22 protein-coding genes and 1 pseudogene are annotated in these 22,992 nt (G+C 34.4%); 12 read left to right on the top strand and 11 right to left on the bottom strand.

Annotation, left to right across the window (positions count from 1 at the left end; translation table 11 throughout):
* The first annotated feature begins 37 nt into the window (after nucleotides 1-37).
* The 5 genes from ACICPZ_RS01775 (at nucleotide 38) to ACICPZ_RS01755 (ending at nucleotide 4,776) form a co-directional block, all read left to right on the top strand.
* The gene (locus ACICPZ_RS01775; protein ID WP_395462134.1) at nucleotides 38-1,945 is read left to right on the top strand and encodes a surface protein-related protein; all 1,908 of its coding nucleotides are present in this window, start codon (nucleotides 38-40) and stop codon (nucleotides 1,943-1,945) included.
* Nucleotides 1,946-1,962: 17 nt separating this feature from the next.
* Nucleotides 1,963-2,118, top strand: a complete 156-nt coding sequence (locus ACICPZ_RS01770; protein ID WP_153296799.1) for a hypothetical protein — start codon at nucleotides 1,963-1,965, stop codon at nucleotides 2,116-2,118.
* 368 nt (nucleotides 2,119-2,486) lie between these two features.
* Nucleotides 2,487-2,630: a hypothetical protein gene (locus ACICPZ_RS01765; protein WP_174517021.1), complete on the top strand. Its 144-nt coding sequence runs from the start codon at nucleotides 2,487-2,489 to the stop codon at nucleotides 2,628-2,630.
* A gap of 1 nt (nucleotide 2,631) precedes the next feature.
* Nucleotides 2,632-3,960 carry a collagen-like protein gene (locus ACICPZ_RS01760; RefSeq protein WP_395462133.1) on the top strand — a complete coding sequence of 443 codons (1,329 nt, stop codon included), beginning with the start codon at nucleotides 2,632-2,634 and terminating at the stop codon, nucleotides 3,958-3,960.
* Between the two features lie 52 nt (nucleotides 3,961-4,012).
* Nucleotides 4,013-4,776, top strand: a protein-coding gene (locus tag ACICPZ_RS01755) for an IS5 family transposase (protein ID WP_395462124.1) whose coding sequence is annotated in 2 segments (ribosomal slippage) — nucleotides 4,013-4,367 and nucleotides 4,367-4,776 — 765 coding nt in all. Because the reading frame shifts where the segments join, the coding sequence is not laid out codon by codon here.
* A 1,237-nt stretch (nucleotides 4,777-6,013) separates the two neighbouring features.
* On the opposite strand, the gene glyA is transcribed toward ACICPZ_RS01755, so the two are convergent.
* The 6 genes and pseudogenes from glyA to ACICPZ_RS01725 form a co-directional block, all read right to left on the bottom strand.
* On the bottom strand, nucleotides 6,014-7,291 hold the full coding sequence (gene glyA, locus ACICPZ_RS01750) for a serine hydroxymethyltransferase (RefSeq protein WP_209472475.1): 1,278 nt from the start codon (nucleotides 7,289-7,291) through the stop codon (nucleotides 6,014-6,016).
* Nucleotides 7,292-7,331: 40 nt separating this feature from the next.
* The gene (locus ACICPZ_RS01745; protein ID WP_010081954.1) at nucleotides 7,332-8,552 is read right to left on the bottom strand and encodes an MFS transporter; all 1,221 of its coding nucleotides are present in this window, start codon (nucleotides 8,550-8,552) and stop codon (nucleotides 7,332-7,334) included.
* Nucleotides 8,553-8,687: 135 nt separating this feature from the next.
* On the bottom strand, nucleotides 8,688-9,917 hold the full coding sequence (locus ACICPZ_RS01740) for an MFS transporter (RefSeq protein WP_264373737.1): 1,230 nt from the start codon (nucleotides 9,915-9,917) through the stop codon (nucleotides 8,688-8,690).
* A 75-nt stretch (nucleotides 9,918-9,992) separates the two neighbouring features.
* Nucleotides 9,993-11,138 (bottom strand): MFS transporter, encoded by a 1,146-nt coding sequence (locus ACICPZ_RS01735; RefSeq protein WP_264374044.1) that lies wholly within the window; start codon nucleotides 11,136-11,138, stop codon nucleotides 9,993-9,995.
* 33 nt (nucleotides 11,139-11,171) lie between these two features.
* Nucleotides 11,172-12,004, bottom strand: a pseudogene (locus tag ACICPZ_RS01730) (IS5 family transposase).
* Between the two features lie 306 nt (nucleotides 12,005-12,310).
* Entirely contained in the window at nucleotides 12,311-12,472 is a 162-nt protein-coding gene (locus ACICPZ_RS01725) for a hypothetical protein (RefSeq protein WP_006280042.1), read from the bottom strand.
* Between the two features lie 142 nt (nucleotides 12,473-12,614).
* Here ACICPZ_RS01725 and ACICPZ_RS01720 point away from each other — a divergent pair, with 142 nt between their 5' ends.
* Nucleotides 12,615-13,103, top strand: a complete 489-nt coding sequence (locus tag ACICPZ_RS01720) for a hypothetical protein (RefSeq protein ID WP_006280043.1) — start codon at nucleotides 12,615-12,617, stop codon at nucleotides 13,101-13,103.
* Nucleotides 13,104-13,148: 45 nt separating this feature from the next.
* Here the strand turns inward: ACICPZ_RS01720 and ACICPZ_RS01715 are convergent, their stop codons facing one another.
* Nucleotides 13,149-14,342, bottom strand: coding sequence for a pyridoxal phosphate-dependent aminotransferase (locus ACICPZ_RS01715; RefSeq protein WP_264373736.1), 1,194 nt, complete (start codon nucleotides 14,340-14,342; stop codon nucleotides 13,149-13,151).
* Nucleotides 14,343-14,410: 68 nt separating this feature from the next.
* Nucleotides 14,411-15,427: a uroporphyrinogen decarboxylase gene (gene hemE / locus ACICPZ_RS01710; protein ID WP_010082013.1), complete on the bottom strand. Its 1,017-nt coding sequence runs from the start codon at nucleotides 15,425-15,427 to the stop codon at nucleotides 14,411-14,413.
* A gap of 402 nt (nucleotides 15,428-15,829) precedes the next feature.
* Here hemE and ACICPZ_RS01705 point away from each other — a divergent pair, with 402 nt between their 5' ends.
* Entirely contained in the window at nucleotides 15,830-16,648 is an 819-nt protein-coding gene (locus ACICPZ_RS01705) for a transporter associated domain-containing protein (RefSeq protein ID WP_007549273.1), read from the top strand.
* A 66-nt stretch (nucleotides 16,649-16,714) separates the two neighbouring features.
* Here the strand turns inward: ACICPZ_RS01705 and ACICPZ_RS01700 are convergent, their stop codons facing one another.
* Both ACICPZ_RS01700 and ACICPZ_RS01695 read right to left on the bottom strand, forming a co-directional pair.
* Nucleotides 16,715-17,059: a hypothetical protein gene (locus tag ACICPZ_RS01700; protein WP_233395610.1), complete on the bottom strand. Its 345-nt coding sequence runs from the start codon at nucleotides 17,057-17,059 to the stop codon at nucleotides 16,715-16,717.
* A 14-nt stretch (nucleotides 17,060-17,073) separates the two neighbouring features.
* Nucleotides 17,074-17,367: a hypothetical protein gene (locus ACICPZ_RS01695; RefSeq protein WP_006280049.1), complete on the bottom strand. Its 294-nt coding sequence runs from the start codon at nucleotides 17,365-17,367 to the stop codon at nucleotides 17,074-17,076.
* 133 nt (nucleotides 17,368-17,500) lie between these two features.
* On the opposite strand from ACICPZ_RS01695, the gene purM reads away from it, so the two are divergent.
* Complete coding sequence (gene purM, locus ACICPZ_RS01690) at nucleotides 17,501-18,538, top strand: phosphoribosylformylglycinamidine cyclo-ligase (RefSeq protein ID WP_007549277.1); 1,038 nt, start codon at nucleotides 17,501-17,503, stop codon at nucleotides 18,536-18,538.
* Here purM and purC read toward each other — a convergent pair.
* A complete protein-coding gene (gene purC, locus ACICPZ_RS01685) occupies nucleotides 18,535-19,257 on the bottom strand; it encodes a phosphoribosylaminoimidazolesuccinocarboxamide synthase (RefSeq protein WP_010081959.1) in 723 nt (240 codons plus the stop codon). The genes purM and purC overlap by 4 nt on opposite strands.
* A gap of 74 nt (nucleotides 19,258-19,331) precedes the next feature.
* On the opposite strand from purC, the gene trmD reads away from it, so the two are divergent.
* The 4 genes from trmD to ACICPZ_RS01665 all read left to right on the top strand — a co-directional run bounded on the left by trmD (nucleotide 19,332) and on the right by ACICPZ_RS01665 (nucleotide 22,541).
* Entirely contained in the window at nucleotides 19,332-20,042 is a 711-nt protein-coding gene (gene trmD / locus ACICPZ_RS01680) for a tRNA (guanosine(37)-N1)-methyltransferase TrmD (protein ID WP_007549279.1), read from the top strand.
* Nucleotides 20,026-20,403 (top strand): 50S ribosomal protein L19, encoded by a 378-nt coding sequence (rplS, locus tag ACICPZ_RS01675; RefSeq protein ID WP_006279489.1) that lies wholly within the window; start codon nucleotides 20,026-20,028, stop codon nucleotides 20,401-20,403. The genes trmD and rplS overlap by 17 nt, the downstream gene beginning before the upstream one ends.
* An 83-nt stretch (nucleotides 20,404-20,486) precedes the next feature.
* Complete coding sequence (pstA, locus tag ACICPZ_RS01670; RefSeq protein ID WP_264373735.1) at nucleotides 20,487-21,737, top strand: phosphate ABC transporter permease PstA; 1,251 nt, start codon at nucleotides 20,487-20,489, stop codon at nucleotides 21,735-21,737.
* A 6-nt stretch (nucleotides 21,738-21,743) separates the two neighbouring features.
* The gene (locus ACICPZ_RS01665; protein ID WP_264373734.1) at nucleotides 21,744-22,541 is read left to right on the top strand and encodes a phosphoribosylformylglycinamidine synthase subunit PurQ; all 798 of its coding nucleotides are present in this window, start codon (nucleotides 21,744-21,746) and stop codon (nucleotides 22,539-22,541) included.
* Nucleotides 22,542-22,992 lie beyond the last annotated feature (451 nt).

The following is a 22,992-nucleotide window of genomic DNA, read 5'->3' as shown; positions in this document are numbered from 1 at the left end:
TACTCATATTGATCTACAAGAAGGTAAGATTTTTTCTATGCAAGCTCATGGTCAAGGAGATATGGGTGCACTGTCTATATATGACGGAAATACAAAGCTTGGAGAATTATTGAGCGAATCAGGATTTTTTAAGCAAGTTGAAGGCCAAACTAAAGAAACTTTCGTTTTTGAGGATATATTACACAACTTAAATGTTTCATACGAAGGTGGTGCTTACATGGCAGTTACAAAAGAAAACGGTCATTATAAAGCTTCCCTAATAGATGGCAGAACAGTTGAACGTGATGAATACTTTGATGAGGCGCATTTACATGAAAATGAATTGTTGCATCCTAGCACTGGACACATCCAAAAAGATTTAGATTCTCTGCTCCTTAGAGGTACCAAAATTTTGAATCATCAGGATTCAGAGCATGCCCAATATTCTGATGAGCAAAAGGCAAATGGAGTAATCGTAGAAAAAGGAAAACTACTGGATAATAAGGGAACAGATAGGACAGACGACGATGTACACGAAGCGGTTGTAAAACAAGGAGGCGAAAATTTACATACATTCAAAAATATGGGCTTTTATATTACCGAAAAAGGTGATCTATTTATTCATGACCATGGAGCAAATGTAAGGTTTCAACTACCACAAAGTATTACTCATCTAAAATTAGTGGAAAAAGACGGAACATATAAGCTTGTTCCGGTGACGAAAGATGGAAATGAACATCCAATAGGTATGCCAAATATATCAGATGAATATAGATACATAGATCCAATATTTGCACATGAATATGAAAAGAGAGATTATTCCCATAAACATGTAAATGTGGGCCTTATAAACTTAGAGAAATATGGCTCTGGCAAACTTTTTGCTATAAAGTACGACCCAAATGATTATCACATACAAAGAAACTCCAGCGGTGAAATAGTTAGAATAAAAGATCAAACATATTTCACTAAAGTAAAATTGTTTGATGGTGATGAAGAAATTGGAATGTTGTCTAATAACTTTCACAATTTCAAAGGGAAAATATTCTTTTCTGCTGACTACAACTACAGTTATAACGATTTCCTAGCATCTGTTTCTCCTCAAGTTGAAATTGAAGATATGGGAAATGGAAGTAAAAAAATAACTTTTGATCAAGGCAGTGGCGATATCGGTGATACTAATAGAGGCTACACGGACTATCAGAGAATATTTACAAAAGAGAAACAAACCGAAAGTCCAAAAGGGCAAGTAAGTGAAACTAAGACAGAAGTTCATAGTACTACTAATGTTGTTGCACAAGCTGCTGAAGAGAAAACTGCATCAAACGACAATAGTGAAATGCAGTCTGATCAGCCACAAATTCCAACAAGGGCAAAAAGGTCAGCTTCAGTGGAGGAGAAAGAGCAAGAACAGGTAGTATTAAAAGACACAATTCTCAAAATAGAAAAGAGCTACGAGCAGGACTCAGAAGGGAAGCATAAGGCAAATGTAACGATAAATTATAATGATGTGAAAGCCTTGTATGATAGAGCGGAAGGAGCAGAAAAGCAATCTGTGTTAGATTTTTGGAACAAACTGCACACATCAGATTATAAGGTTGGTGCTTTGCCGGAAGACAAATACTATTTTGAAAAAGGCAAATTCGTAATCCACGATAGTGGCACAAAGAAGCTTATAGTGTTACCTGAAGATAAGGTGTCCATCAAGATAATGAAGGATGGTGATAGTTATAGTTTAGCTATATCAAGTGGTAATGGCAAAGTAATAAACAGCATTAGTAAAATAGATAATCCAAATTACGAATTGCTGTCAGATTCAAGTCATTTCAATTCAGGGGAGCAAGATAATATTGTATTATCAGATCAACATCACGAATATAATCTTTATCTAGAGAATGGTTTTGTGAAAATGTTCGATTGCGCAAGCGATCACATTTATCACGACCACAACTCGGCCTATATCTAATACATACAAGGAGGGCAGTGCCCTCTTCTTGTCATTCCAGTGTCAAGCACTGCCGTCTTGGATGGAAACCAGCGTCACGCCCTGGAATGACAGGGTTTGTCATCCGAGTAGCCCCTTCGGTGTCATCCCAGTGCCCAGACACTGGGATGGCTTTGTTGCATCGCTACTTATGAAAGGCTAACTATAATTAGGATTATAAGCAACCTATTGAAAATCTTGTTTTTTTGCAATCAATCTGATCAAATTTAAGAATAGTAATTTATTATTTATATTAATAAATTTAATTCTATTGAAAATAGCTAAAGCATTGAAATTCTTGAATTTTAGCCGGATTAGTGAGTGGTAGTGAAATTTCTTTTACTCAAATTTAGGTATTCACTGACCGTTCTTGTTATAAATACCAGAATAATAAGCTACTGATATTCTCCACCTTTTTTATCTTTAATCCATCATAGCTAGCGATGCAACAAAGCCCACTGGGATCCAGAAAACTTAACTTTAAATAAGTGGCTGCATAATAAAGGCTGGATTCCAGACTGGAATGACATCATCTGCTACACACTTGAATGACAAGAGAAGAATTCTGAAACAACAAGTTTCAAGGAAATCTTATGTAAAATCTAACATTAACGAAAATTATACTATTTTCATGCATGCTATGGTTTTTGTAATTAATGGAGGGTGATATGGCGTTGAGTGAAAAATTGAGTACAATAGATACAATAGAAAACCTTGCAACTAACAAAAATTTTTTAGGAAAATTGATAGTGGAACTCAATAAAGGTGCTAATGATAAAGGTATATATACTAAAAAAGGTGTGGATGATGAGTTGAGAAAGAAAGCTAATACTGCAGATGTTTACACTAAAAGAAATGTAAATGATGAGTTGGCAAAAAAAGCTGACAAGAATTACGTCGATGCTGAGCTAGGAGAGAAAGCTGGTGCAGCTGATCTAGCCAACAAAGCTAATACTGCAGATGTTTACACTAAAACTGATGCAGACACTGCTTTTGTCAAAGCTACAGAGCTTAAAACAAAAGCTGCAGCGAAAGATGTCGTGGATGCTATAATTGCTTCTACTGATTTTACCGATAAAGTATACACTAAAAATGATGCAGATACTGCGTTTGTTAAAACTGCAGATCTTGCAACAAAAGTTGCAAAAAAAGCTGTTGTGGATGCTTTAATACCAGAATTAGCAAAAGGTGCTGATGATAATGGTATCTATACCAAAAAAGGTGTTGATGATGCATTTGTTAAAACTTTAGGACTTACAGATACGCTAAAAACAGAAGTAGTAAAACAGCCTGTTGTGGATGCTTTAATACCAGAATTAGCAAAAGGTGATGATGATAATGGTATCTATACTAAAAAAGGTGTTGATGACACGTTTCTTAAAACTGCAGATCTTGGAACAAAAGTTGCAGAAAAAGCTGTTGTGGATGCTTTAATACCAGAATTAGCAAAAGGTGCTGATGATAATGGTATCTATACCAAAAAAGGTGTTGATGATGCATTTGTTAAAACTTTAGGACTTACAGATACGCTAAAAACAGAAGTAGTAAAACAGCCTGTTGTGGATGCTATAACTGCTTCTCCTGATTTTACAAATAAGGTATATATTAAAGCTGCTCCAGCCGATGAAGTTTACACTAAAACTGCTGCAGAGACTGCTTTTGTTAAAGCTACAGAGCTTAAAACAAAAGCTGCAGCGAAAGATGTCGTGAATGCTATATTTGATGCAAAAGACGGCGACAAATCAATTTTAGTGGATAAATTAGGAGGATTTCTTGATGCTACTGACACAGCGTATGGTGACAAAAATGATCAAACAGCAAAGGTGTTCTTAGGAGGTAAAGGGCTAAAAGGGGAGACAGGAGCCACTGGTCCTAAAGGAGCAGATGGTAAAGATGGAGCTCAAGGCCCACAAGGAGAGACAGGGGAGACAGGGGAGACAGGAGCAGATGGTAAAAGTCCAACAGCTGCTGAAATAGCTACTGAGAACCTGTCTTGAAAGGGAATAAAGAAAAGAGTATGATGAGGTAAGCAAAAAATAGGAGGGTAAATTGTATCCAAGTGATATAAGTGACAAGGAATGGGAAATTTTAGAGCCCTATGTTGCACAAGGAGCGATAGGACGACCAAGAAAACATAACATCAGAACAATTATTAATGCAATAAGGTATATAATGAGGGGTGGTTGCCAGTGGAGAATGCTACCAAAGGATTTTCCCCCATGGAAAACGGTGTATGACTATTTTATCAGGTGGCGTAATAATGGAAAATTGAAAAAAATACATGACATGCTAGTAAAAGAGGTAAGAAAAATGGTTGGTAAAAATGAAACACCTTCAGTAGGTATAATTGACAGTCAATCAGTGAAAACGACTCAAAAAGGGGATCAAGAGGATATGATGCCGGTAAAAAAATAAAGGGTAGAAAACGCCATATTATTGTAGATACACTAGGTCTTGTAATTACTGCAGAGGTACACAGCGCAAGCATTCAGGATCGTGATGGTGCTACCAATCTTTTTATTCAAGCTAAATGCAAAGCTCCAACATTACGTAAGTTTTTTGCTGATCAAGGATACAAAGGTAAATTACAAAATCGATGTTTGTTGGAAACTGGATGTTTGCTAATGATTACCAAGAAATTGGTTGATACAGGATTTCAGGTTATTCCTAAACGTTGGATTGTAGAACGAACCTTTGCTTGGCTTTCCAATTTTAGACGCATGAGCAAGGATTACGAGCATTCTCCTCTTACTTCAAAAAACAATATCTTATTTAATATGATTACTTCTATGCTTACTAAATTAGCTGCTTAACTCCTTTCAAGACAGGTTCTGAGAAAGCCTTACAAGAGCATGTAACAAAGATAAGCATACAAAGTCCAGAATTTAAAAGAGCTGTGCAAGAGGAAATGTCACAACCGTATTTTGAGCCTCCAACAAGTGATGATGCTGCACTTAATTGGACTTGGTAATACAGCTTAGATCCAAGTAGTCACGCTACTTGGATGACGTCATATGGTCCTCTGATGACGGAAAAAGGACTCGGATAACACCCTACAATGTCATTCCAGCGCGTGACGCTGGAATGGCTTTGTTGCATCGCTACTTATGAAAGGCTAACTATAGTTAGAATTATAAGCAACCTATTGAAAATCTTGTTTTTTTGCAATCAATCTGATCAAATTTAAGAATAGTAATTTATTATTTATATTAATAAATTTAATTCTATTGAAAATAGCTAAAGCATTGAAATTCTTGAATTTTAGCCAGATTAGTGAGTGGTAGTGAAATTTCTTTTACTCAAATTTAGGTATTCACTGACCGTTCTTATTATAAATACCAGAATAATAAGCTACTGATATTCTCCATCTTTTTTATCTTTAATCCATCATAGCTAGCGATGCAACAAAGCCCGCTGGAATCCAGCCTTTTCATAATCATTAAAATGTTGTATTTTAACATAAAACGGCTACTTTTATGCTTACTAACTTAATAAAATTCCTGGATCCCAGTGTCTGGGCACTGGGATGACACCCTACTAGCAGAAGTTACTCTCAAATGTTTGTTCATGTTAGCTACAAACATTAAGAAATTTACCAAACGAAAAAAAGGCAAAAGAAGCCCCAGTCATTGTCTATTTTCAGTATTGGCGTTTTTTAAGTCTTAAACACTGCAATTTAGCTGCTTTTAAATGCAACTCATCTTAGTTTAAATGTTTAAGAAATTTACTAAGCAGAAAAAAAGGCAAAAGAAATCCCGTATTAGCTAGTTGTCACTCTCTAATCCTGCAAATTGGCGTGCTATACTGTCTTAAACGCTTTATAAGCGCGTTTCAGCTTATATAGGTAAAAACCCAGAAATGTTGTGAAGACGTAGGGTGCGCATAGTGCAAAAAATTAAAAATAAGACGCCAATTACGTAATACTGTTGTCGTTTAATCTGCACAGATTGAAGATAAATGAATACCTTCAGTTTCATGATAAGAGGGCTGGCGAAGGGTGTCAAGTAAGTTTTTTCGTTTCTACCAGCTACTTGGATGACACCACATAAATTAATAAATAGGAAAATTACTACAAATCCTTTCAACTTTAGCTTTTACTGCTTTTTCGACACTTGAGCTATTTCCGCTGATTAATCCTTGAATTACTTCATTTATTAGACCAGCTATCTCTTTAAAATTTTCTGCCTCAAGTCCGCGTGTTGTCTCAGCAGCGGTGCCAAAACGGAGCCCTGAAGTGATGGTCGGCTTTGCTGTATCAAATGGTACAGAGTTTTTATTACAGGTAATACCGGCTCTCTCAAGGCTATCTACAACGTCTTTTCCAGTTAATTTCTGCGATCTTAAGTCAACTAGCACTATATGAGAGTCAGTGCCACCGGTTATAATGTCAAGTCCATGCTTTTGCAATTCTTGAGCCAGCACTTTCGCATTTTCCACGACTTTCTTGCTATAAGTCTTAAACTCTGGTGCTAATGCTTCTTTAAATGCAACAGCTTTTGCAGCTATCACATGCATAAGTGGCCCGCCCTGCAATCCTGGAAAAACTGCGGATTGAATTTTTTTGTGTAATGCTTCATCATTGGTCATCACTATTCCACCACGAGGACCACGCAAAGTTTTGTGAGTCGTGGAAGTCATAACATGTGCATATTCAGCAGGGGATGGATATTCGCCCGCTGCAATAAGCCCTGCATAGTGAGCAATGTCTGCAAGCAAATAAGCACCAACTTTATCTGCAATCTCGCGAAAGCGTTTGAAGTCCATTTTTCTTGGATAAGCAGAAGCACCAGCTATGATCAATTTCGGTTTATGCTCCAGCGCCAGCTTTTCTATCTCATCCATATCCAGCAAGTAAGTGTCTTTATTCACTGTATATTGAATTGACTTAAACCATTTACCAGAAAGGCTTGGTGCCGCACCATGAGTTAGATGCCCACCGCAACTCAGTGATAATCCAAGTATTGTATCGCCTGGAGTAAGCAGTGAAGCAAATACCGCCTGGTTTGCCTGAGAACCAGAATGAGGTTGAACGTTTGCAAATTTAACACCAAACAACTTACAAAGTCTTTCTATAGCCAGACTTTCAATTTTGTCCACATGCTCACAACCACAGTAATATCTTTTACCTGGATAACCTTCTGCGTATTTATTAGTCAGAAAAGAGCCTTGTGCCTCCATTACCGCTTTGCTTGCAAAATTTTCTGATGCAATTAATTGCAATTGTGATTTTTGGCGTTGTAATTCTTTTTCTATAGACTGATAAACCTCGTTATCAAAAGACTTTAAACTATTTTTAGAGCCACAGATTTTTTTTAAAACACTCATCATAGATCAAACCTCGCTTTAATTTTAAGATGCACAAGCAATTTTAAGACTGCTTATCCTGCTTTTTTAACCATAAGAGCCCAAAAACAGCTATCAGCAAACATACAGGAATAATAGATGTTGCTTTTATCAGCAATTCAGCACTATACACAGGATTTCCTTGTATCACTGTCCTATCCCAACACAAATCTATTATTTTTGCGATCCCAGTGTGAAAAAAATAGCCAAAAACCATGACTATCATATTTGACACAGCTGTAGTTAATCCTATTAAGTTATTATTTACATAACTTAATGCTTTGTACAGTGTTACTATTTGATATCCAGAAGCGAAACCTATAACAAGAAGTGCAGGCAATACAATATACAATCCGCCAGCCTGTGTAAAAAGTAAAAGGAAACTAGCAATCATTGCAAAGGAACAGACAATAATAACTTCATAATGTCTATTTGGATATTTTTCTAATATGTGAGCAAAAGAGAGCAATCCAGCTGCAAATCCTACATATATAACAGAAGAAATTGAAGACGCTAGATCACCGGCCATTTGATATACCTCACATAAAAAAGCTTTTGTCCAAGCATCAGCAAAACCTTCTAGTGGACCTACCATTAAGCCACCAAAAAAACTAATTAGAATGATATATTTATTGAAAAGCACAGTTTTTAGATCCTTCATGCTAATTTTTTCTTTTCGAAAGTCGTAAGCATTGTAAGGAATAACTAAAAATAAAGATAAAGCGAGTAAGAAACCAAACCCTGAAAGAATATAAATTACGTAATTCCAACCAAACTCATCAAGCAAAAGTTCTATTGGTAGACCACCATATATTGCCCCTAATAGCCCTATAATAACAGATATGCTTGCCATTTTTGCTGATTTTTCTCGCGGAAAATACATACTGGCAACTTTAAATACTCCTATTACTGACGCAGACGAGCCAATCCCAACAATTATCCTACCTAATACTGAATAATACCACTCATCAAAGCACACAAGAGGTAATGTTCCAATAGATACCAAGACAGCACAAATAGGTAAAACAATTTTTGGACCGAATCTATCAAAACAAAGACCAACAGGGATATGAACTAGTGTAAATCCCACATAGTAGAGACCATTAAATTGCCCTAAATCTGCAATGCTTATATTAAATTTTGTTATTAATACAGGCGCAATTATGTTTGGCATGACACGTAACACATACTGGTATGCATAGAAAAGAGATACTATCAACCATACAAAAAAATTACTTTTCGACATACCTACCACCTAATAAAACCCAATTACAATTAAAACAAAAATATCAAAGTAAAATAAAGTATTATATTTCATAATAACAAGAGCCTTAAATTAGTACATCTAACGATTTTATCATACGAGCCTTCGATAAATTATCTACTTATTACAATCAACTTCTCTAAAATCTTTATTTTTTAACCATAAGAGCCCAAAAACAGCCACCAGCAAACATACAGGAATAACTGATGTTGCTTTTATCAGCAATTCAGCACCATACACAGGATTTCCTTGTATTATTGTTCTATCCCAACACAAATCTACTATTTTTGCGATCCCAGTGTGAAAAAAATAGCCAAAAACCATAACTATCATGTTTGACACAGCTGTAGCCAGGCCTACTAAGTTATTATTTACATAACTTATCGCTTTGTAAATGGTAACCACCTGATATCCAGATGTGAAGCCAATAATAAAAAGCGTAGGTAATACAACATACAAGCCACCAATCTGAGTAAAAAGCAAAAGAAAACTAGCGATCATTGCAAATGAGCATGCAATTATTACTTCATAATGCTTATTTTTATATTTTTCCAATAAATAAGCCAAAGAGAATGATCCTGTTAACATTCCTATCAATATTACGGAAGAGAGAGAAGATGCCAAGTCTTCATTCATTTTATATACTTCAAAAAAGAATGCTTTCACCCAACCATCGGCAAAACCTTGCATTGGACCGACCATGAGTCCACCAAAAAAGCTAATTAGAATAATATGCTTGTTGAAAAGTATGTTTTTTAAGTCTCTAATGCTAACTTTTTCCTGTTGAGCATTGCTTTCAGGCGTTACTAAGAACAGCAACAGAGCAAGTAAACACCCAAATGCTGAGAAGGTATAGATAACATAATTCCAGCCAAATTTATCGAGTAAGAAGTCTAAAGGTAATCCGCCACATATCCCTCCCAAAATTCCTATAATTATAGATAAGCTGGCCATTCTTGCTGATTTTTCTTGCGCAAAATACATGCTTGCAACTTTAAAAAGCCCAATTGCTGAAGCGGATGACCCAATTCCAACGACTATTCTGCCAAGTATTGAATAATACCACTCATCAAAGCATATAAGTGGTAATGTTCCGGTAAATGTTAAGATAATACAAATAGGCAAAACAAATTTTGGCCCGAATTTGTCAAGAGCAAGACCAATAGGTATGTGAGCCAGCGTATAGCCTACATAGTATAACCCACCAAACTGGCCAACATCTGCAATACTTATGTTAAATTTTGTTATCAATTCAGGCGCAATTATGTTTGGAATTACGCGTAATATATATTGGTACGCATAAAACAGTGACGCCAACAGCCAGACTAAAAAATTCCTCTGCAACATGAATCTCAGCTAAAATTTAGGATTATAGATACTTTAGTTATAAAAAACAATACTATATTAATCATCTAAATCTGCTTAGCTCTTTTTACAGCTTATAACTTTAAGTAGCCAAAAGCCTATCATTCCTATTAGTAGGCATATAGGTATTATTAACATAGACTTAACCATTACATCAGTTCCATAAAATGGCTTTCCATCGATAATTTCACCGTTCCAATAAAAATTCATTATATTTGCAATAATGACGTGAAAAAAATAACCAAAACTCATAACTATGGAATTACCTACAGATCCTGCACTTGCTACTGCTTCGTTTTTTACACAACTTACAACTTTAGCAGTAAAAACAATTTGGTATGCAGAAGCAAGACCAATAATGAATAGTAATATACATGCCAGGAGTTCACTAATATTGCATATAAAAAGTAATAAGAACACAATTATCATGGCCATAGCACAAGAAATTATTATTTCATAGTGCTTGGTTGGATTTTTTGCTAATATGTAAGGAAGTAATAAATGCCCAAAGCCAAAGCCTATTAGTATCCATTTTGAAATGCTATATGCAATGTGTCTATCTATAGCGTACATCTCATGCAAGAATGTTGCGGACCACGCATCTGCAAAGCCTTCTAATGGTCCAACCATAAAACCGCCAAACAAACCTATCAATAAAATATCTTTATTAAATATAACTTTGCTTAAATTTTTAATATTTAATTCTTCGTCTGAGGTGCCAACTTTAGGTATAGATATAAAGGTAGTTAAAGCAAGCAATAATCCAAGCATTATACACACAGTAAATAAATAATCCCACCCAAACTTATCAAGTAAGACATGTAATGGTTTGGTGGCAAATACACCACCTGAAATGCCAATAATAACCGATATGCTGAACATCATGGCAAATTTTTCTCTATGGTAATAGATTCTTATTATTTTAAAGAGTCCAAGTACTGAAGCAGAGGATCCAATACCAGTAATTATTCTTCCAATAATAGAATAACTCCAATCATTAGAACTGACTAAAGGTAAAGCACCTAAAGATGTTAATGCAATACAAATCGGTATAACAACTTTAGAACCAAATCTATCTAAAAGAATACCTACAGGAATATGTGCTAACACATAACCTACATAATACAGTCCACAAAATTGTCCTATTTCTGTTGTTCCTATATTAAACCTTACTACCAATTCAGGAATTATAATATTTGGAATTACGCGTAAGAGGTTGTCCGGAAACTAGTAAATTCAAGCATATTCCCTCTTTAACATAACCCTACTCATAGCTAGGTATATGAAATTCTCAGTGGATGTTGTGAGTAAATCATACTCCTTCGATAGCCTTCTATTCCTATTAACCCAAGCAAAAGTCCTTTCTACAACCCATCTTCTTGGCTGTACTTTAAACCCTTGTTCTCTTGTTGGTAGTAGCTCAGGTGGCGTATCTTTGTGCACCCAAAATCTACATGGAGGCCTTTTAACAATTTCAATATCTATGTCATATTCTTCCTTTATGTGATTCTTTAAATTTCTTCCTTGGTATCCCATGTCAGCCCACATTTTTTTAACTTTAGTATATTTTGTTCTCATATTGTTTAATGCTATTTTAATACCATCTCTATCATTTTCGTTAGCAGCGCCTACGTAACAACCTAGTATAAAACCCTGAGTGTCTGTAATTATATGCCTTTTTCTACCCTTTACTTTTTTACTTCCATCATAGCCTTTGATCCCCCCTTTTCTGTAGTCTTTACAGATTGACTATCTACTATACAGGCACTCGGCTGCTCATTCCTTCCTATTTTTCTTCTACTATATTTTGTAATTTCATAATTCATTTTCTCAAAAATTCCCTGCTTCTTCCATTGCCTGAACTGCTCATACACAGTCTTCCATAGCGGAAAATCATTTGGTAAATACCGCCATTGACACCCTGTACGCAATACATAGAAAATTGCTTCTAATATTTCTTTTTTGCTATACTTTGGCGGCCTTCCTCCTTTCTTGTATGATACTCTGAAGTGTTTTTCTATTCTTGCCCATTCCCTTTCGCTTAGATCTGTTGGATACTTTTTTCTCATCTTTACCCCGTACTAAAATTTCAGATATTATAGCCTTTTACTTGTTTCCGGACAACCTCTAATATATATTGGTATGCATAAAACAGTGACGCCAACAACCAGATTAAAAAATTCCTCTGCAATACTTTACCCCAAAGCTAGCATTATAGATACTCTGTTTATAGAAAACAATATTTTTATGAATACTTATTTTAATTTACCGGAATTTTATACAGTTGAACTCATAGCCAACATAAGTAGTTTATGCATTAACTAAATTTTCCAGGTTCAAGTTTGGATGATGGAAAAAGTTCACTTTTTCTATTTTTAAAAGAGACCTTTTATTTTACTTATAATTTTTTCTACCATATCTACAACTGGCTCATGAATAAGGTATATGAAAAAAATTACACCACAAATGATAAGTATATTTATGATTTTACCCTTATTCATCTTTATCTTGAGCTTCACTTTTGTTACAAGATCCATTTTATTTATGTTTTTATTTCATGCTGACAATTATATCTTAAATACCATAATTTTCAGTAAAATTTGACTTCAGAAGTATTCTATTAATTCAATATTAACCTTTTTATGTGTAAAATAGTTAATATAATATTAAAGCAGGCTGATGAATATAAGCACGATAGATAATACGCTGCAAAATTACATAACAAAATACATTGAACAAACATTCGCTACACACGTGCTAGGCAATAGATACGACAAATTGTATAGGAAACTTCTAAGTGGTATAGAAGAGATAATAAAGCTTGCTGTAAATGAAGCAAAACACTACGATGAAAATTTAGAAGATCTATATAACGATTCAAGATTTAATAAGAAATTTATTCAAGCTGTTGCTAAACATCAGGTGTCGGAATTTTTAAATACTTATCCGAAAAGAAAAGAAATTGTTGCAGAATTTTACAATGAACATCACATTAACGAAAGTGATTTAAAGACTCTGGAAAAGGGGAAAGATTTAGTAAATAAAATAAATAACATTAACTTACTGCAACAAAATGAAAAAAATGAGGAATTCAATATTAGAAAGACACTTGCTCAATCAATAAAAATGCCTTCCATAGAAAAACACAAGTTAGAACATTCAAAATAACCTTGGCGAAGTATGGCAAAATATACAACTTATGGATAGTCTATTTCATTTTAACTCCTGGCACGCTTTAGTAATACTATCACATCCAATTTCTAATTGTTCCTGAGAGGTTGCATAAGAAATTCTGATAAAATTTTCTAGACCAAATGCAATTCCTGGAACCACAGCAACCAAATGATCTCCCAGTAAGTATTCAGTAAAATCTAAATCATTATTTATTATCTTACCACTTTTTGTGCTTTTACTGAGCAATCCTTCACATGAGACAAATAAATAAAACGCACCTTGTGGAACAGACGCTGATAATCCCGGGGCAGAATTTAGCTCTTTCACCATAAAATCTCTACGACTCTTAAAAATCCTTGTTCTTTCTTTCAAAAAACTATGATCACCGTTTAATGCTGCTGCTGCTGCTGCTTGTGCTATCGAATTTGGATTAGAAGTGCTTTGAGACTGCAGCGTAGAGATAGCTTTTACCACATCACTTCTACCTGCAATATACCCTATTCTCCAGCCTGTCATTGCATAGGCTTTTGATACTCCATTGACTACAAAAACTCTATCATAAAGCTTCGGCTCAACCTGAGCGATAGTAAAAAACTTTTCGTCGTATATTATATGCTCATAAATATCATCTGTAACGACATTCATATGTGGATATTCAAGCAATATTTGTGCTATGTCTTTCAATTCATCACATGTGTACACAGCTCCTGCAGGGTTGTTCGGTGAGTTAAGAATTAACCATTTAGTTTTTTTAGTTATCCTGCTTTTCAATAATTCCGCTGTCAGTTTAAAATTTTGTTTGCATTCTACTACAACTGGCAAGCCGCCAAAAAGACTTACCATATCAACATATGAAACCCAATAAGGAGCTGGAATAATAACTTCATCTCCAGAGTTAATTGTTGCCATGAACAAATTGAATAACACCTGCTTAGCACCTGTACCAACACAGATTTGGTTAAGCGTGTACTCGAGGTTATTATCCTTTCTTAACTTATTAATTATTGCTTCTTTCAGCTCACGCGTTCCATCAACAGCAGTATATTTAGTCTTACCTTCACTTATTGCTTGAATAGCTGCTTTTTTTATATGATCTGGAGTATCAAAATCCGGTTCTCCTGCAGCTAAAACACAGATCTTTTTTCCTTCATTTTTCAACTTATTTGCCTTATCAGTTACAGCAATCGTAGGTGATGATTTTATTAGGGACATTCTTTTTGCAAGGTCTGACATATCTTACTGAAGCTAAATTCAAATGATAAACCCCGTACAACAAAAAAGCTAGAATTTTGTGTATTGTATTAGTAGCTTTTTACCAGGTTTACCAATGCAGCAATATTTTCAACTGGAGTATCAGGGAGTACTCCATGTCCGAGATTAAATATGAAGGGTAAATCTCTAAAGCAATCTATTATACGTTTTGCTTCTTTGATTGCTTCCGTTTTATTATAGGCTAAAAGATTAGGATCAAGGTTTCCTTGTAGAGGGATGTTTAGATTCGCTTTCGCCCATTTTATTGGAACATTATAATCTATACTTACTGCAGATACACCTGTTTGTTCGCAGTAATCTTTATAAAGATTTCCAGCAGACCTTGGAAAACCTATTATTGGAAAATCAGAAAATCTATCCTTTATTGCCAAGATAATTCTCTTTGTTGGTTCGATAACATATTCTTTAAACAATGGTTCCGATAACGCACCAGCATTACTGTCAAATAGCTGAATAACATCTGCTCCAAATTCTATCTGTTTAATTAGATAAATAATCGTTACTTCCGTTATTCGTTCAATTATTTCCTTCAAACACGAAGGATAAAAATTTAATACTTTGGAAAAAGTTTTGCTGCTCCTACCTTCTATGATGTATGAGGCTACTGTCCATGGTCCACCAGCAAATCCTATGAGAGATTTTTCTTTTGGTAATTGGCTTCTGACTTTTTTTATAGCGTTTAGAATTGGTAAGGTTTTAGTTTCAATTTCTTGTGGACCCTTCAATTCCTTAGGACTTTCCACGGGTTTTATTATTGGACCTACACCGCGTACGAAATTCACGTCACAACCCAAAACATCAGCTATTATTAAAATGTCTGAAAAAATTATCGCCGCATCCATGTCAAATCTTGTCACCGGCTGTAACGTCAATTCTGTCACTAAATCTGTGTTGTAGCATATCTCCATAAAATTATTCATATTTTCTACTGCTTTGCGGTACTCAGGAAGAGACCTGCCAGCCTGACGCATTAGCCAGATAGGCACTCTTCCACCCGGCTCATTTCTCTTAATAATTTTCGCTATTGTTGTTTTGCCGCTTTCCAATCTATTCTATTTATTCTTTTGTATATTAAAGTATAGTAATAATAATAGTTCTATCAATAACTTGTTACTAACTTAAAATTCAGTAAAAATTGGCGTTGTTCAACTTGTGGATAAATATGTGAGTAACTTTCGTATATTATTGATTTTCTGTTATGATTTATGTGTATAAGTAAGGTGTTTAGAGTGTTAGTAATTTTCTTTTATGGAAAATACTTTACCATCATGCATTGTTACACAACTATGTATATGTTGTTGAAAAAGTTGTTGATCAATTGTTGGTATTTTATATCAACAAATAATTCACAAATTAATTTGACATTATTCACATGCTTATTAAACATTTAATAACAGTTTTCTTGATAAATCTAATCTGAAAACGTTTTTGCCATTACAGGGAATAAATTGAGTAAAAAAAGAACCTTAGTAGAAAAAATAGCATATAGAATTTTTCTCTTCCTTTTCAAAAAAGCTTCTGTGTTGAAAAAGTGTGCGACTGAGGCATTAATGAAAGATCTGCCAGACCTTAATATATTTAATGGTCTATTAAAATTCCGCGATTGTGGTATAATGGATATAATGACTCCACGTACAGAGATATGCGCAGTAGACATTGAGTCAAGCGAGCGTGAAATAATAAAGAAGATAAAAAACACTTGCCACACTAAAATACCAATTTATAAAAATAACTTTGATAACGTAATAGGCTTTTTTTATGTAAAAGATGTTATTTTTAATAGGGATAAAAATTTTAATCTGAAACATATTATACAAAGCGTAATATTTGTTCCACCCTCGATGAAGACAACTAATCTTTTTGTTAGGATGAACTCTTCTAAATCATGCTTAGCTATCGTATTGGATGAATATGGTGGAACTGATGGTTTAATTTCAATGACTGATCTTATAGAGGAACTAATACCAAACATTGATAGTGAAAACGAAATAAATTCAGAATATACCATTACTGAATTGTCTCAAAATAAGTTTGAAGTATCAGCAAGGGCTCTTATAAAAGATATAGAAGAGGATCTAAAAATAGAATTACGTGACCCTGAAGAAGACTATGTTACACTTGGTGGTTTGATTCTTTCGATTGCTGGTAAAGTGCCTTCTGTAGATGAAGTCATTAAATATAAAAATGGTATGAAGTTTATCATCAAAGATGCAAATGAGCGCTACATTAATAAAATAGTACTAGACTTAAGTGATTACAAAAATTAGATTTGGTACCCCTTGTCGGGGAATGCCTTGACACGAAGAAAAAGTTGTAATAACCAAATATGCAACTCAAGTTATAGTTAAACCTATTTCCAGCAAATTATTTTCGCAAGTATAATGCATTTCAGTGTTATAGTACTCTAATAATAAAGAGGTCATATAGATATTAATATCTTTTGTATTTAAATTAGTGTCATTTTTTTTGATTAATTTGTCTACTAATGATTTGCTTATTGGTTTGTGTTCATTTAGAATTTTTATAGTTAATAGCATTTTATCTTCTGTTTGACTCAGTAAAACAGATACTAGTTCAACTTCCGCCACTGCACTGGCTATAGTTAGCACCATATTAGAAATTATCTTATTTATCTTTTCAATTAAATCTTCCTTATTTTTTGCAGAGTATGCGTCTATTTTCCACGTAAGCTTTACTTTTTTTTTAATAAATAATTTTCGATATTAGATTTGGTCTTATCAAAGCTATAATTATCCATTGAAGAAGAATATGCCTGCTTCATAACTTTATGTTTATATATTAAATCATCGGAGCTTTCTTTAAGAAACAACAACGCTTCCTTCTGCGCATCAGCATCATTCTTATCTATTACTTCAAGCTCTTCTACGCCAAACGTTATTCCATTCATAGAGTTAGCAAAGTCATGAAGCAGCCGTCCTGATAGCAGTTCCGTTATTAACAGTATGTTTTTGGTATTTTCGTTCATTGGATAATTATAAATGATTTAAGTTACCCTATATTGGTAAGTATATAATAGTCAATTAAGAGAAAGTTTCGTTGCACTTTTTATATCAAGGCATTAATATAGTATTAACAATTTTAAAATTTATAAAAGGATTATGAATACTTATACCAGATCAGGAATAGATATTGAACTATATAATAAGTTAATAAAAGAAGTCAAGCCTATTGCTCAAGAAACTACTAGAGAAGAAGTAATCAGCGAAATAGGTTCATTTTCTGCGTTATTTGATTTTGCTGCACTAAGTAAGAAGTATGACCATCCAGTACTCGTTTCCTCAACTGATGGAGTAGGTACGAAACTGTTGATAGCTCAAGAAGTGAATAAACATGATACTATAGGTATAGATTTAGTTGCAATGTGTGTAAATGACTTACTTGCACAAGGAGCAACGCCTTTGTTTTTCCTTGATTACTTTGCAACAGGCGTTTTGACCAAAGATGTTTTATTATCTGTGGTTAAGGGCATTGCAGAGGGGTGCAAGCAAGCTAAAATAGCATTGGTTGGTGGGGAAACTGCAGAAATGCCTGGAATGTATGGTAATAATCACTATGACCTTGCAGGGTTTGTGGTTGGTGTAGTTGATCGAAAGCAAATTCTTCCAAACTGTAGTATGATGAAAGCAGGTGATTATATAGTTGGCTTAGAGTCAAGTGGAATTCACTCAAATGGGTTTTCTTTAGTGCGCCATGTTTTCAAAAGCTTAGGTATAAATTATAACGATACATCTCTATGGAATAATAAATCTTGGAGTGAAATACTACTTGAACCAACAAAAATATATGTTGATTCTTTGCTGCCTATCATGTCACAAGTAAAAGGTATTGCGCACATCACGGGTGGTGGTTTGGTAGACAATATTCCGCGAATTCTTCCAAAAAACTTATTTGCAAACATAGACATTAATTCCTGGAAATGGCCAGATATATTTTTATGGCTAACAAAGGAGGGTAAAATAGAGAAGAAAGAAATGCTAAAAACATTTAATTGTGGTATTGGTATGGTATTGATCGTAAGTTCTGAGAATATGCAAAACGTGAAAAATCATTTCCAAAAACGTGGAGAAAAAATTGAAATTATTGGAAAACTTGATGAGGCATGTAACCCTCCACTTGATAGAGTAGTATTTAGTTAACCTAACTTTACTGACAGTCTTTTTGCAACTTCTAGGTATGCTTCCTTTAAATCTCCTAAATTCAAACGAAAGACATCTTTATCTAGCTTTTTATAAGTATTTTTATCCCATAATCTGCAGTTATCAGGGCTAATTTCATCAGCTAAAACGATTTTAGTACTGTCATTTATTAATCTGCCAAATTCTAACTTGAGATCAACTAAATATATACTTGCATTTGAAAATAGGTGAACTAATATTTCGTTGATTTTTAAAGTTGTAGTTTTAACTTCATCCATTTCTTTGCTAGATAGCCAATCAAAATACAGTATGTGATTTTCACTTACCATTGGGTCGGCTAGGTCATCATTTTTGTAAAAAAAATCGATTATAGGAGATGCAAGCCTCTCACCTTCTTTGATATTAAAACGTTTGCAAAAGCTGCCAGCTGCGACATTTCTAACTACTACCTCAAGAGGTATTATCTTGAGTTTTTTGACTAGCTGTTCTCTTTCGTTTAGAGTTTTTATAAAGTGTGTGCTAATTTCTGCTTTCTCAAGCTTTTCCATGATAAAAGCACTAATATGATTATTAATTATTCCTTTACCATCGATTATTTCATATTTTTCCTTATTGAATGCTGTAACATCATCTTTAAAGTGCTGTATGACAATTGATAAGTCTTCAGTTTCAATAATGGCTTTCGCTTTACCTTCGTATATCGTTTTATTCAGTGACATGTTTAATTTAACTATATATTATATCAATTTACTATTCTTAGAGTATAGCCCCAAATAACTTAAAATAAACCTTAATGGCATTCAATGTTACAATATTAACCATATTCCCAGAAATGTTCCCGGGGTTTTTGAACTATTCTCTTGCCGGAAAAGCGTTAGAAAAAAAAATATGGAACCTTGAAGTAATAAATATTCGTTCTTTTGCGAAAGATAAACATTCAACTGTGGATGATGTTCCATATGGAGGTGGAGCAGGAATGGTTATGCGTTCTGATGTAGTTGGTGATGCAGTAGATAGTATGCTCTCTGTTCATAAAAACACTAAGTTTATTTACATGACTCCATCTGGAACTAAGTTTAATCAGAATATTGCCAGAGAATTATTAGAGTTTCCTCATATAACAATATTGTGTGGTCGATTTGAAGGTATTGACCAAAGGATAATTGATGCGTATACTCCTTATGAGTTAAGTATTGGAGATTATATACTTTCAGGAGGTGAGCCAGCTGCAATGGTGGTTCTTGATGCATGCATTAGACTTCTTCCAGGTGTAGTAAATAATACCGATAGTATTACTGAAGAAAGTTTTAATTATGGTGGTGGTGTACTTGAATATCCTCAATATACTAGACCTGAGCAGTGGAAGGGATATAAAGTACCTGAGGTTTTGTTATCTGGCAATCACAAAAAAATAAGTGATTGGAGGCAGAAGCAGTCTCATGTTATAACAAAAAAGCGTAGGCCTGAATTATTGAGTGGAGAGATAAATGACAAATTTACTTAAAAAATTTAACGAACAGCAAATGCAAGTGTTAGCTAAAGAAATACCAGAATTTCGTCCTGGCGATGATTTGAAGGTCACTTTTAAAGTAGTTGACGGTACAAGTGAACGTATACAGATATTTGAAGGTGTATGTATATCAAAAAGGAACCGCGGGTTACATTCTTCTTTTGCAGTCAGAAAAGTGAGCCATGGAGAAAGTATAGTGTCTCAGTTTTTTGTTTATTCTCCTGCACTGGTTTCAGTGCAAGTGACAAGAAAAGGAAAGGTTCGTAGAGCAAAACTATATTATCTGTGCAAACTATTTGGAAAAGCTGCAAGGATCAAAGAACGTACTACTTATGTTAAAAAGAAATCTAAGTAGATACAATAGGGAATGACATCAACGGTTATTAAACTGGACGTTTGTACAGCTGTGGGCTTGACGATGGGATCCAGGAAAAATAAATGAGTATAAAGAAAAAATTCCTTAAATTACTTCAGTCAAGGCGTGTACATGCTCGTATAAAAAGGAAAAATAAAAAGAACAGAGCGCTACGCTTTTGTTCTTTCACGGCACTAGTTATCTCACTTGGCTGTCCTGTGTGTATATTGTTGAGTATATTAGTTAACTCTTACAGTGCCTTAACAGTAACGAAAATTTTATTGCCAGTTGAAACAAATGCTGATCTTACTTTGGCGAGTAATCCTAGTGATTTGCGGTATAAGTCCATTGGCTTACTCAACGATTCTTTACGTAAGGTGTTTGGAGGAACTGATTTTAAAGACGGTGACGAAATTTTAAGTCGTAATTCTTACAAAGAACTAGAGAAATTTTTTCGTAAGAAAGTAAAAGATAGTGGTGAATATGAGATCTGGTTTACCGCGTCAAGTATAATTAATTCAATAAATAAAGATAAATATTTGAATGATCGTTATGCTAAATTACTTGATTGGCTAAAAGAAAAGAGGAGAGTGAAAAAATTTTTTAATAAGTCTTTATTCCTTAAATCTGACTCTCGTGAACCTGAAAATGCAGGGATTTTAGGAGCGTTTATCGGTTCATTAATGACAATTATAGTGTGCCTAGCATTAGCATTACCAATAGGAATTATGTCGGGCATCTGTCTTTACGAATTTATGCCTAAAAATAGGCTAATGACTAATATTGTAGAAATTAGCATGAATAATCTTGCTGCAGTGCCTTCAATAATATTTGGTGTAGTGGGCTTAACTCTCTATCTTGGCATATTTGGGCTACCACGCTCTTCACCACTTGTTGGTGGAATGACTCTTTCATTTATGATGTTACCTAATATTATAATTGCAACAAAAAATGCCTTTGCGAATGTTCCTATTACGATAAAAGATGCAGCGTTTGCGCTCGGTGCACCTCACATCAAGGTGATATTAGATCACTCTTTACCGATTGCGTTACCAAGAATAATACATGGTACTGTGCTTGCAATTGCAAGGATTTTAGGTGAATCTTCTCCTTTACTTATGATGGGTATGGTGGCATTTATTGCTGATACACCTACGTCCTTTTTCGATCCGGCGACTGTTCTACCTGTGCAAATATACATATGGTCAAGCAATCCTGAAATTGCATTTGTTGAACTTGCTGCTATCGCAATTATAGCTTTATTATTGGTGTTATTTGCGTTAAATTTAGTAGCAAATTTTGTAAAAAGGAAATTCGAATTTTTTAATTTTTAGCAATTCATGAAAATCACAGTCCTATCTGGTTATGGCTTAAATTGCGAAAAAGAAACTGCATTTGCATTTATGGAATGCAGCAGAAAACTTGGTATTGGTAATATTGAAGTAAAAATCGTTCACATTAACGATATCATAGATAATCCAGGTGAACTGAAATTAAGCAATATACTTGCAATTCCAGGGGGTTTTTCCTATGGTGATGACACTGGTGCTGGTAATGCGTTTGCTTTACGTATTAAAAACAACTTGTTGGATGAGTTTCAAGAGTTTTTATCTCAGGACAAGCTGATTATAGGAATATGTAATGGTTGTCAGATATTAGTAAAATTAATTCCAGAATTCTCTAGTCTAGCTTTAATCCATAATGATATAGGCAATTACCAATGCCGCTGGATTAGAGTGAGAGTTAATCCGCAGAGTAATTCTGTTTGGCTACGGGGTCTGAGTGAACTATATCTCCCTGTTGCTCATGGGGAAGGCAAATTTTTTATGGATCAAGATATTTTGAACCAATTGATTGAGAGCAATTCCACCGCATTACGTTACATTGATAAAAATGGCAACTATGCTAACCTACAATTTCCTTACAATCCGAATGGATCTACATACGACCTAGCAGCTTTATCAGATAAAAGTGGAAGAGTGCTAGCTTTAATGCCCCATCCAGAAAGGGGAATATTTTTTACCCAGCAAGATAATTGGCCCCTTGAAAAAGAAAAGAGCAAGCGTTTAGGTGTTGCTGTGCCAAAATATGGCGATGGAATGCTTATATTTGAAAATGCACTAAAGTATTTTTGTTAAAATTTATTGATAGGGATTTATGGTCGAAATTATCCCCTGATATTGCAAAAAACTTGCTTGACAAGCCTTGCCAGTCCCCTTATCATGAAACTGAAGCTATTTATTTATCTTCGCAATCTGTGCAGGTTAATGACAAAAAACTTAGGGTATTTGGCGTCTCATGTTTAATTTTTCGCACTACGTGCATCGCATGTCTTTAAAAATTTCTGGGTTTTTACCTATATAAGCCGAAACGCGCTTACAAAGCGTTTAAGACAGCAAAAAACGTCAAATTGACAAGGGAGAATTTGAATGCTAGCTACTACGGGGTTTCTTTGCCTTTTTTCCTGCTTAGTAAATTTCTTAAACACTTGCGGTGTAGGTTAGTTGCAAGTTAAAAGCAGCTAAATCGCTCTTAATCAAGCGTTTTAGAATAAAAAAAACGCCGATATTTTAGTACATAGTGAATAGC

It is taken from the genome of Wolbachia endosymbiont (group A) of Melitta haemorrhoidalis, assembly GCF_964273365.1.
Taxonomy (GTDB): domain Bacteria; phylum Pseudomonadota; class Alphaproteobacteria; order Rickettsiales; family Anaplasmataceae; genus Wolbachia; species Wolbachia pipientis.
The sequence above is the reverse complement of the archived record's forward strand: the minus strand, read 5'-3'. Positions and strand labels throughout refer to the sequence as shown.

Coding starts and splice junctions, on each gene's coding strand:
- trmD (WP_007549279.1), top strand. CDS start 19,332: ATGGCATTCAATGTTACAATATTAACCATATTCCCAGAAATGTTCCCG.
- ACICPZ_RS01775 (WP_395462134.1), top strand. CDS start 38: ATGCAAGCTCATGGTCAAGGAGATATGGGTGCACTGTCTATATATGAC.
- ACICPZ_RS01695 (WP_006280049.1), bottom strand. CDS start 17,367: ATGAACGAAAATACCAAAAACATACTGTTAATAACGGAACTGCTATCA.
- ACICPZ_RS01720 (WP_006280043.1), top strand. CDS start 12,615: ATGAATATAAGCACGATAGATAATACGCTGCAAAATTACATAACAAAA.
- purM (WP_007549277.1), top strand. CDS start 17,501: ATGAATACTTATACCAGATCAGGAATAGATATTGAACTATATAATAAG.
- ACICPZ_RS01665 (WP_264373734.1), top strand. CDS start 21,744: ATGAAAATCACAGTCCTATCTGGTTATGGCTTAAATTGCGAAAAAGAA.
- ACICPZ_RS01715 (WP_264373736.1), bottom strand. CDS start 14,342: ATGTCAGACCTTGCAAAAAGAATGTCCCTAATAAAATCATCACCTACG.
- ACICPZ_RS01765 (WP_174517021.1), top strand. CDS start 2,487: ATGACATCATCTGCTACACACTTGAATGACAAGAGAAGAATTCTGAAA.
- ACICPZ_RS01760 (WP_395462133.1), top strand. CDS start 2,632: ATGGCGTTGAGTGAAAAATTGAGTACAATAGATACAATAGAAAACCTT.
- purC (WP_010081959.1), bottom strand. CDS start 19,257: ATGTCACTGAATAAAACGATATACGAAGGTAAAGCGAAAGCCATTATT.
- ACICPZ_RS01740 (WP_264373737.1), bottom strand. CDS start 9,917: ATGTTGCAGAGGAATTTTTTAGTCTGGCTGTTGGCGTCACTGTTTTAT.
- rplS (WP_006279489.1), top strand. CDS start 20,026: ATGACAAATTTACTTAAAAAATTTAACGAACAGCAAATGCAAGTGTTA.
- ACICPZ_RS01745 (WP_010081954.1), bottom strand. CDS start 8,552: ATGTCGAAAAGTAATTTTTTTGTATGGTTGATAGTATCTCTTTTCTAT.
- ACICPZ_RS01725 (WP_006280042.1), bottom strand. CDS start 12,472: ATGGATCTTGTAACAAAAGTGAAGCTCAAGATAAAGATGAATAAGGGT.
- glyA (WP_209472475.1), bottom strand. CDS start 7,291: ATGATGAGTGTTTTAAAAAAAATCTGTGGCTCTAAAAATAGTTTAAAG.
- pstA (WP_264373735.1), top strand. CDS start 20,487: ATGAGTATAAAGAAAAAATTCCTTAAATTACTTCAGTCAAGGCGTGTA.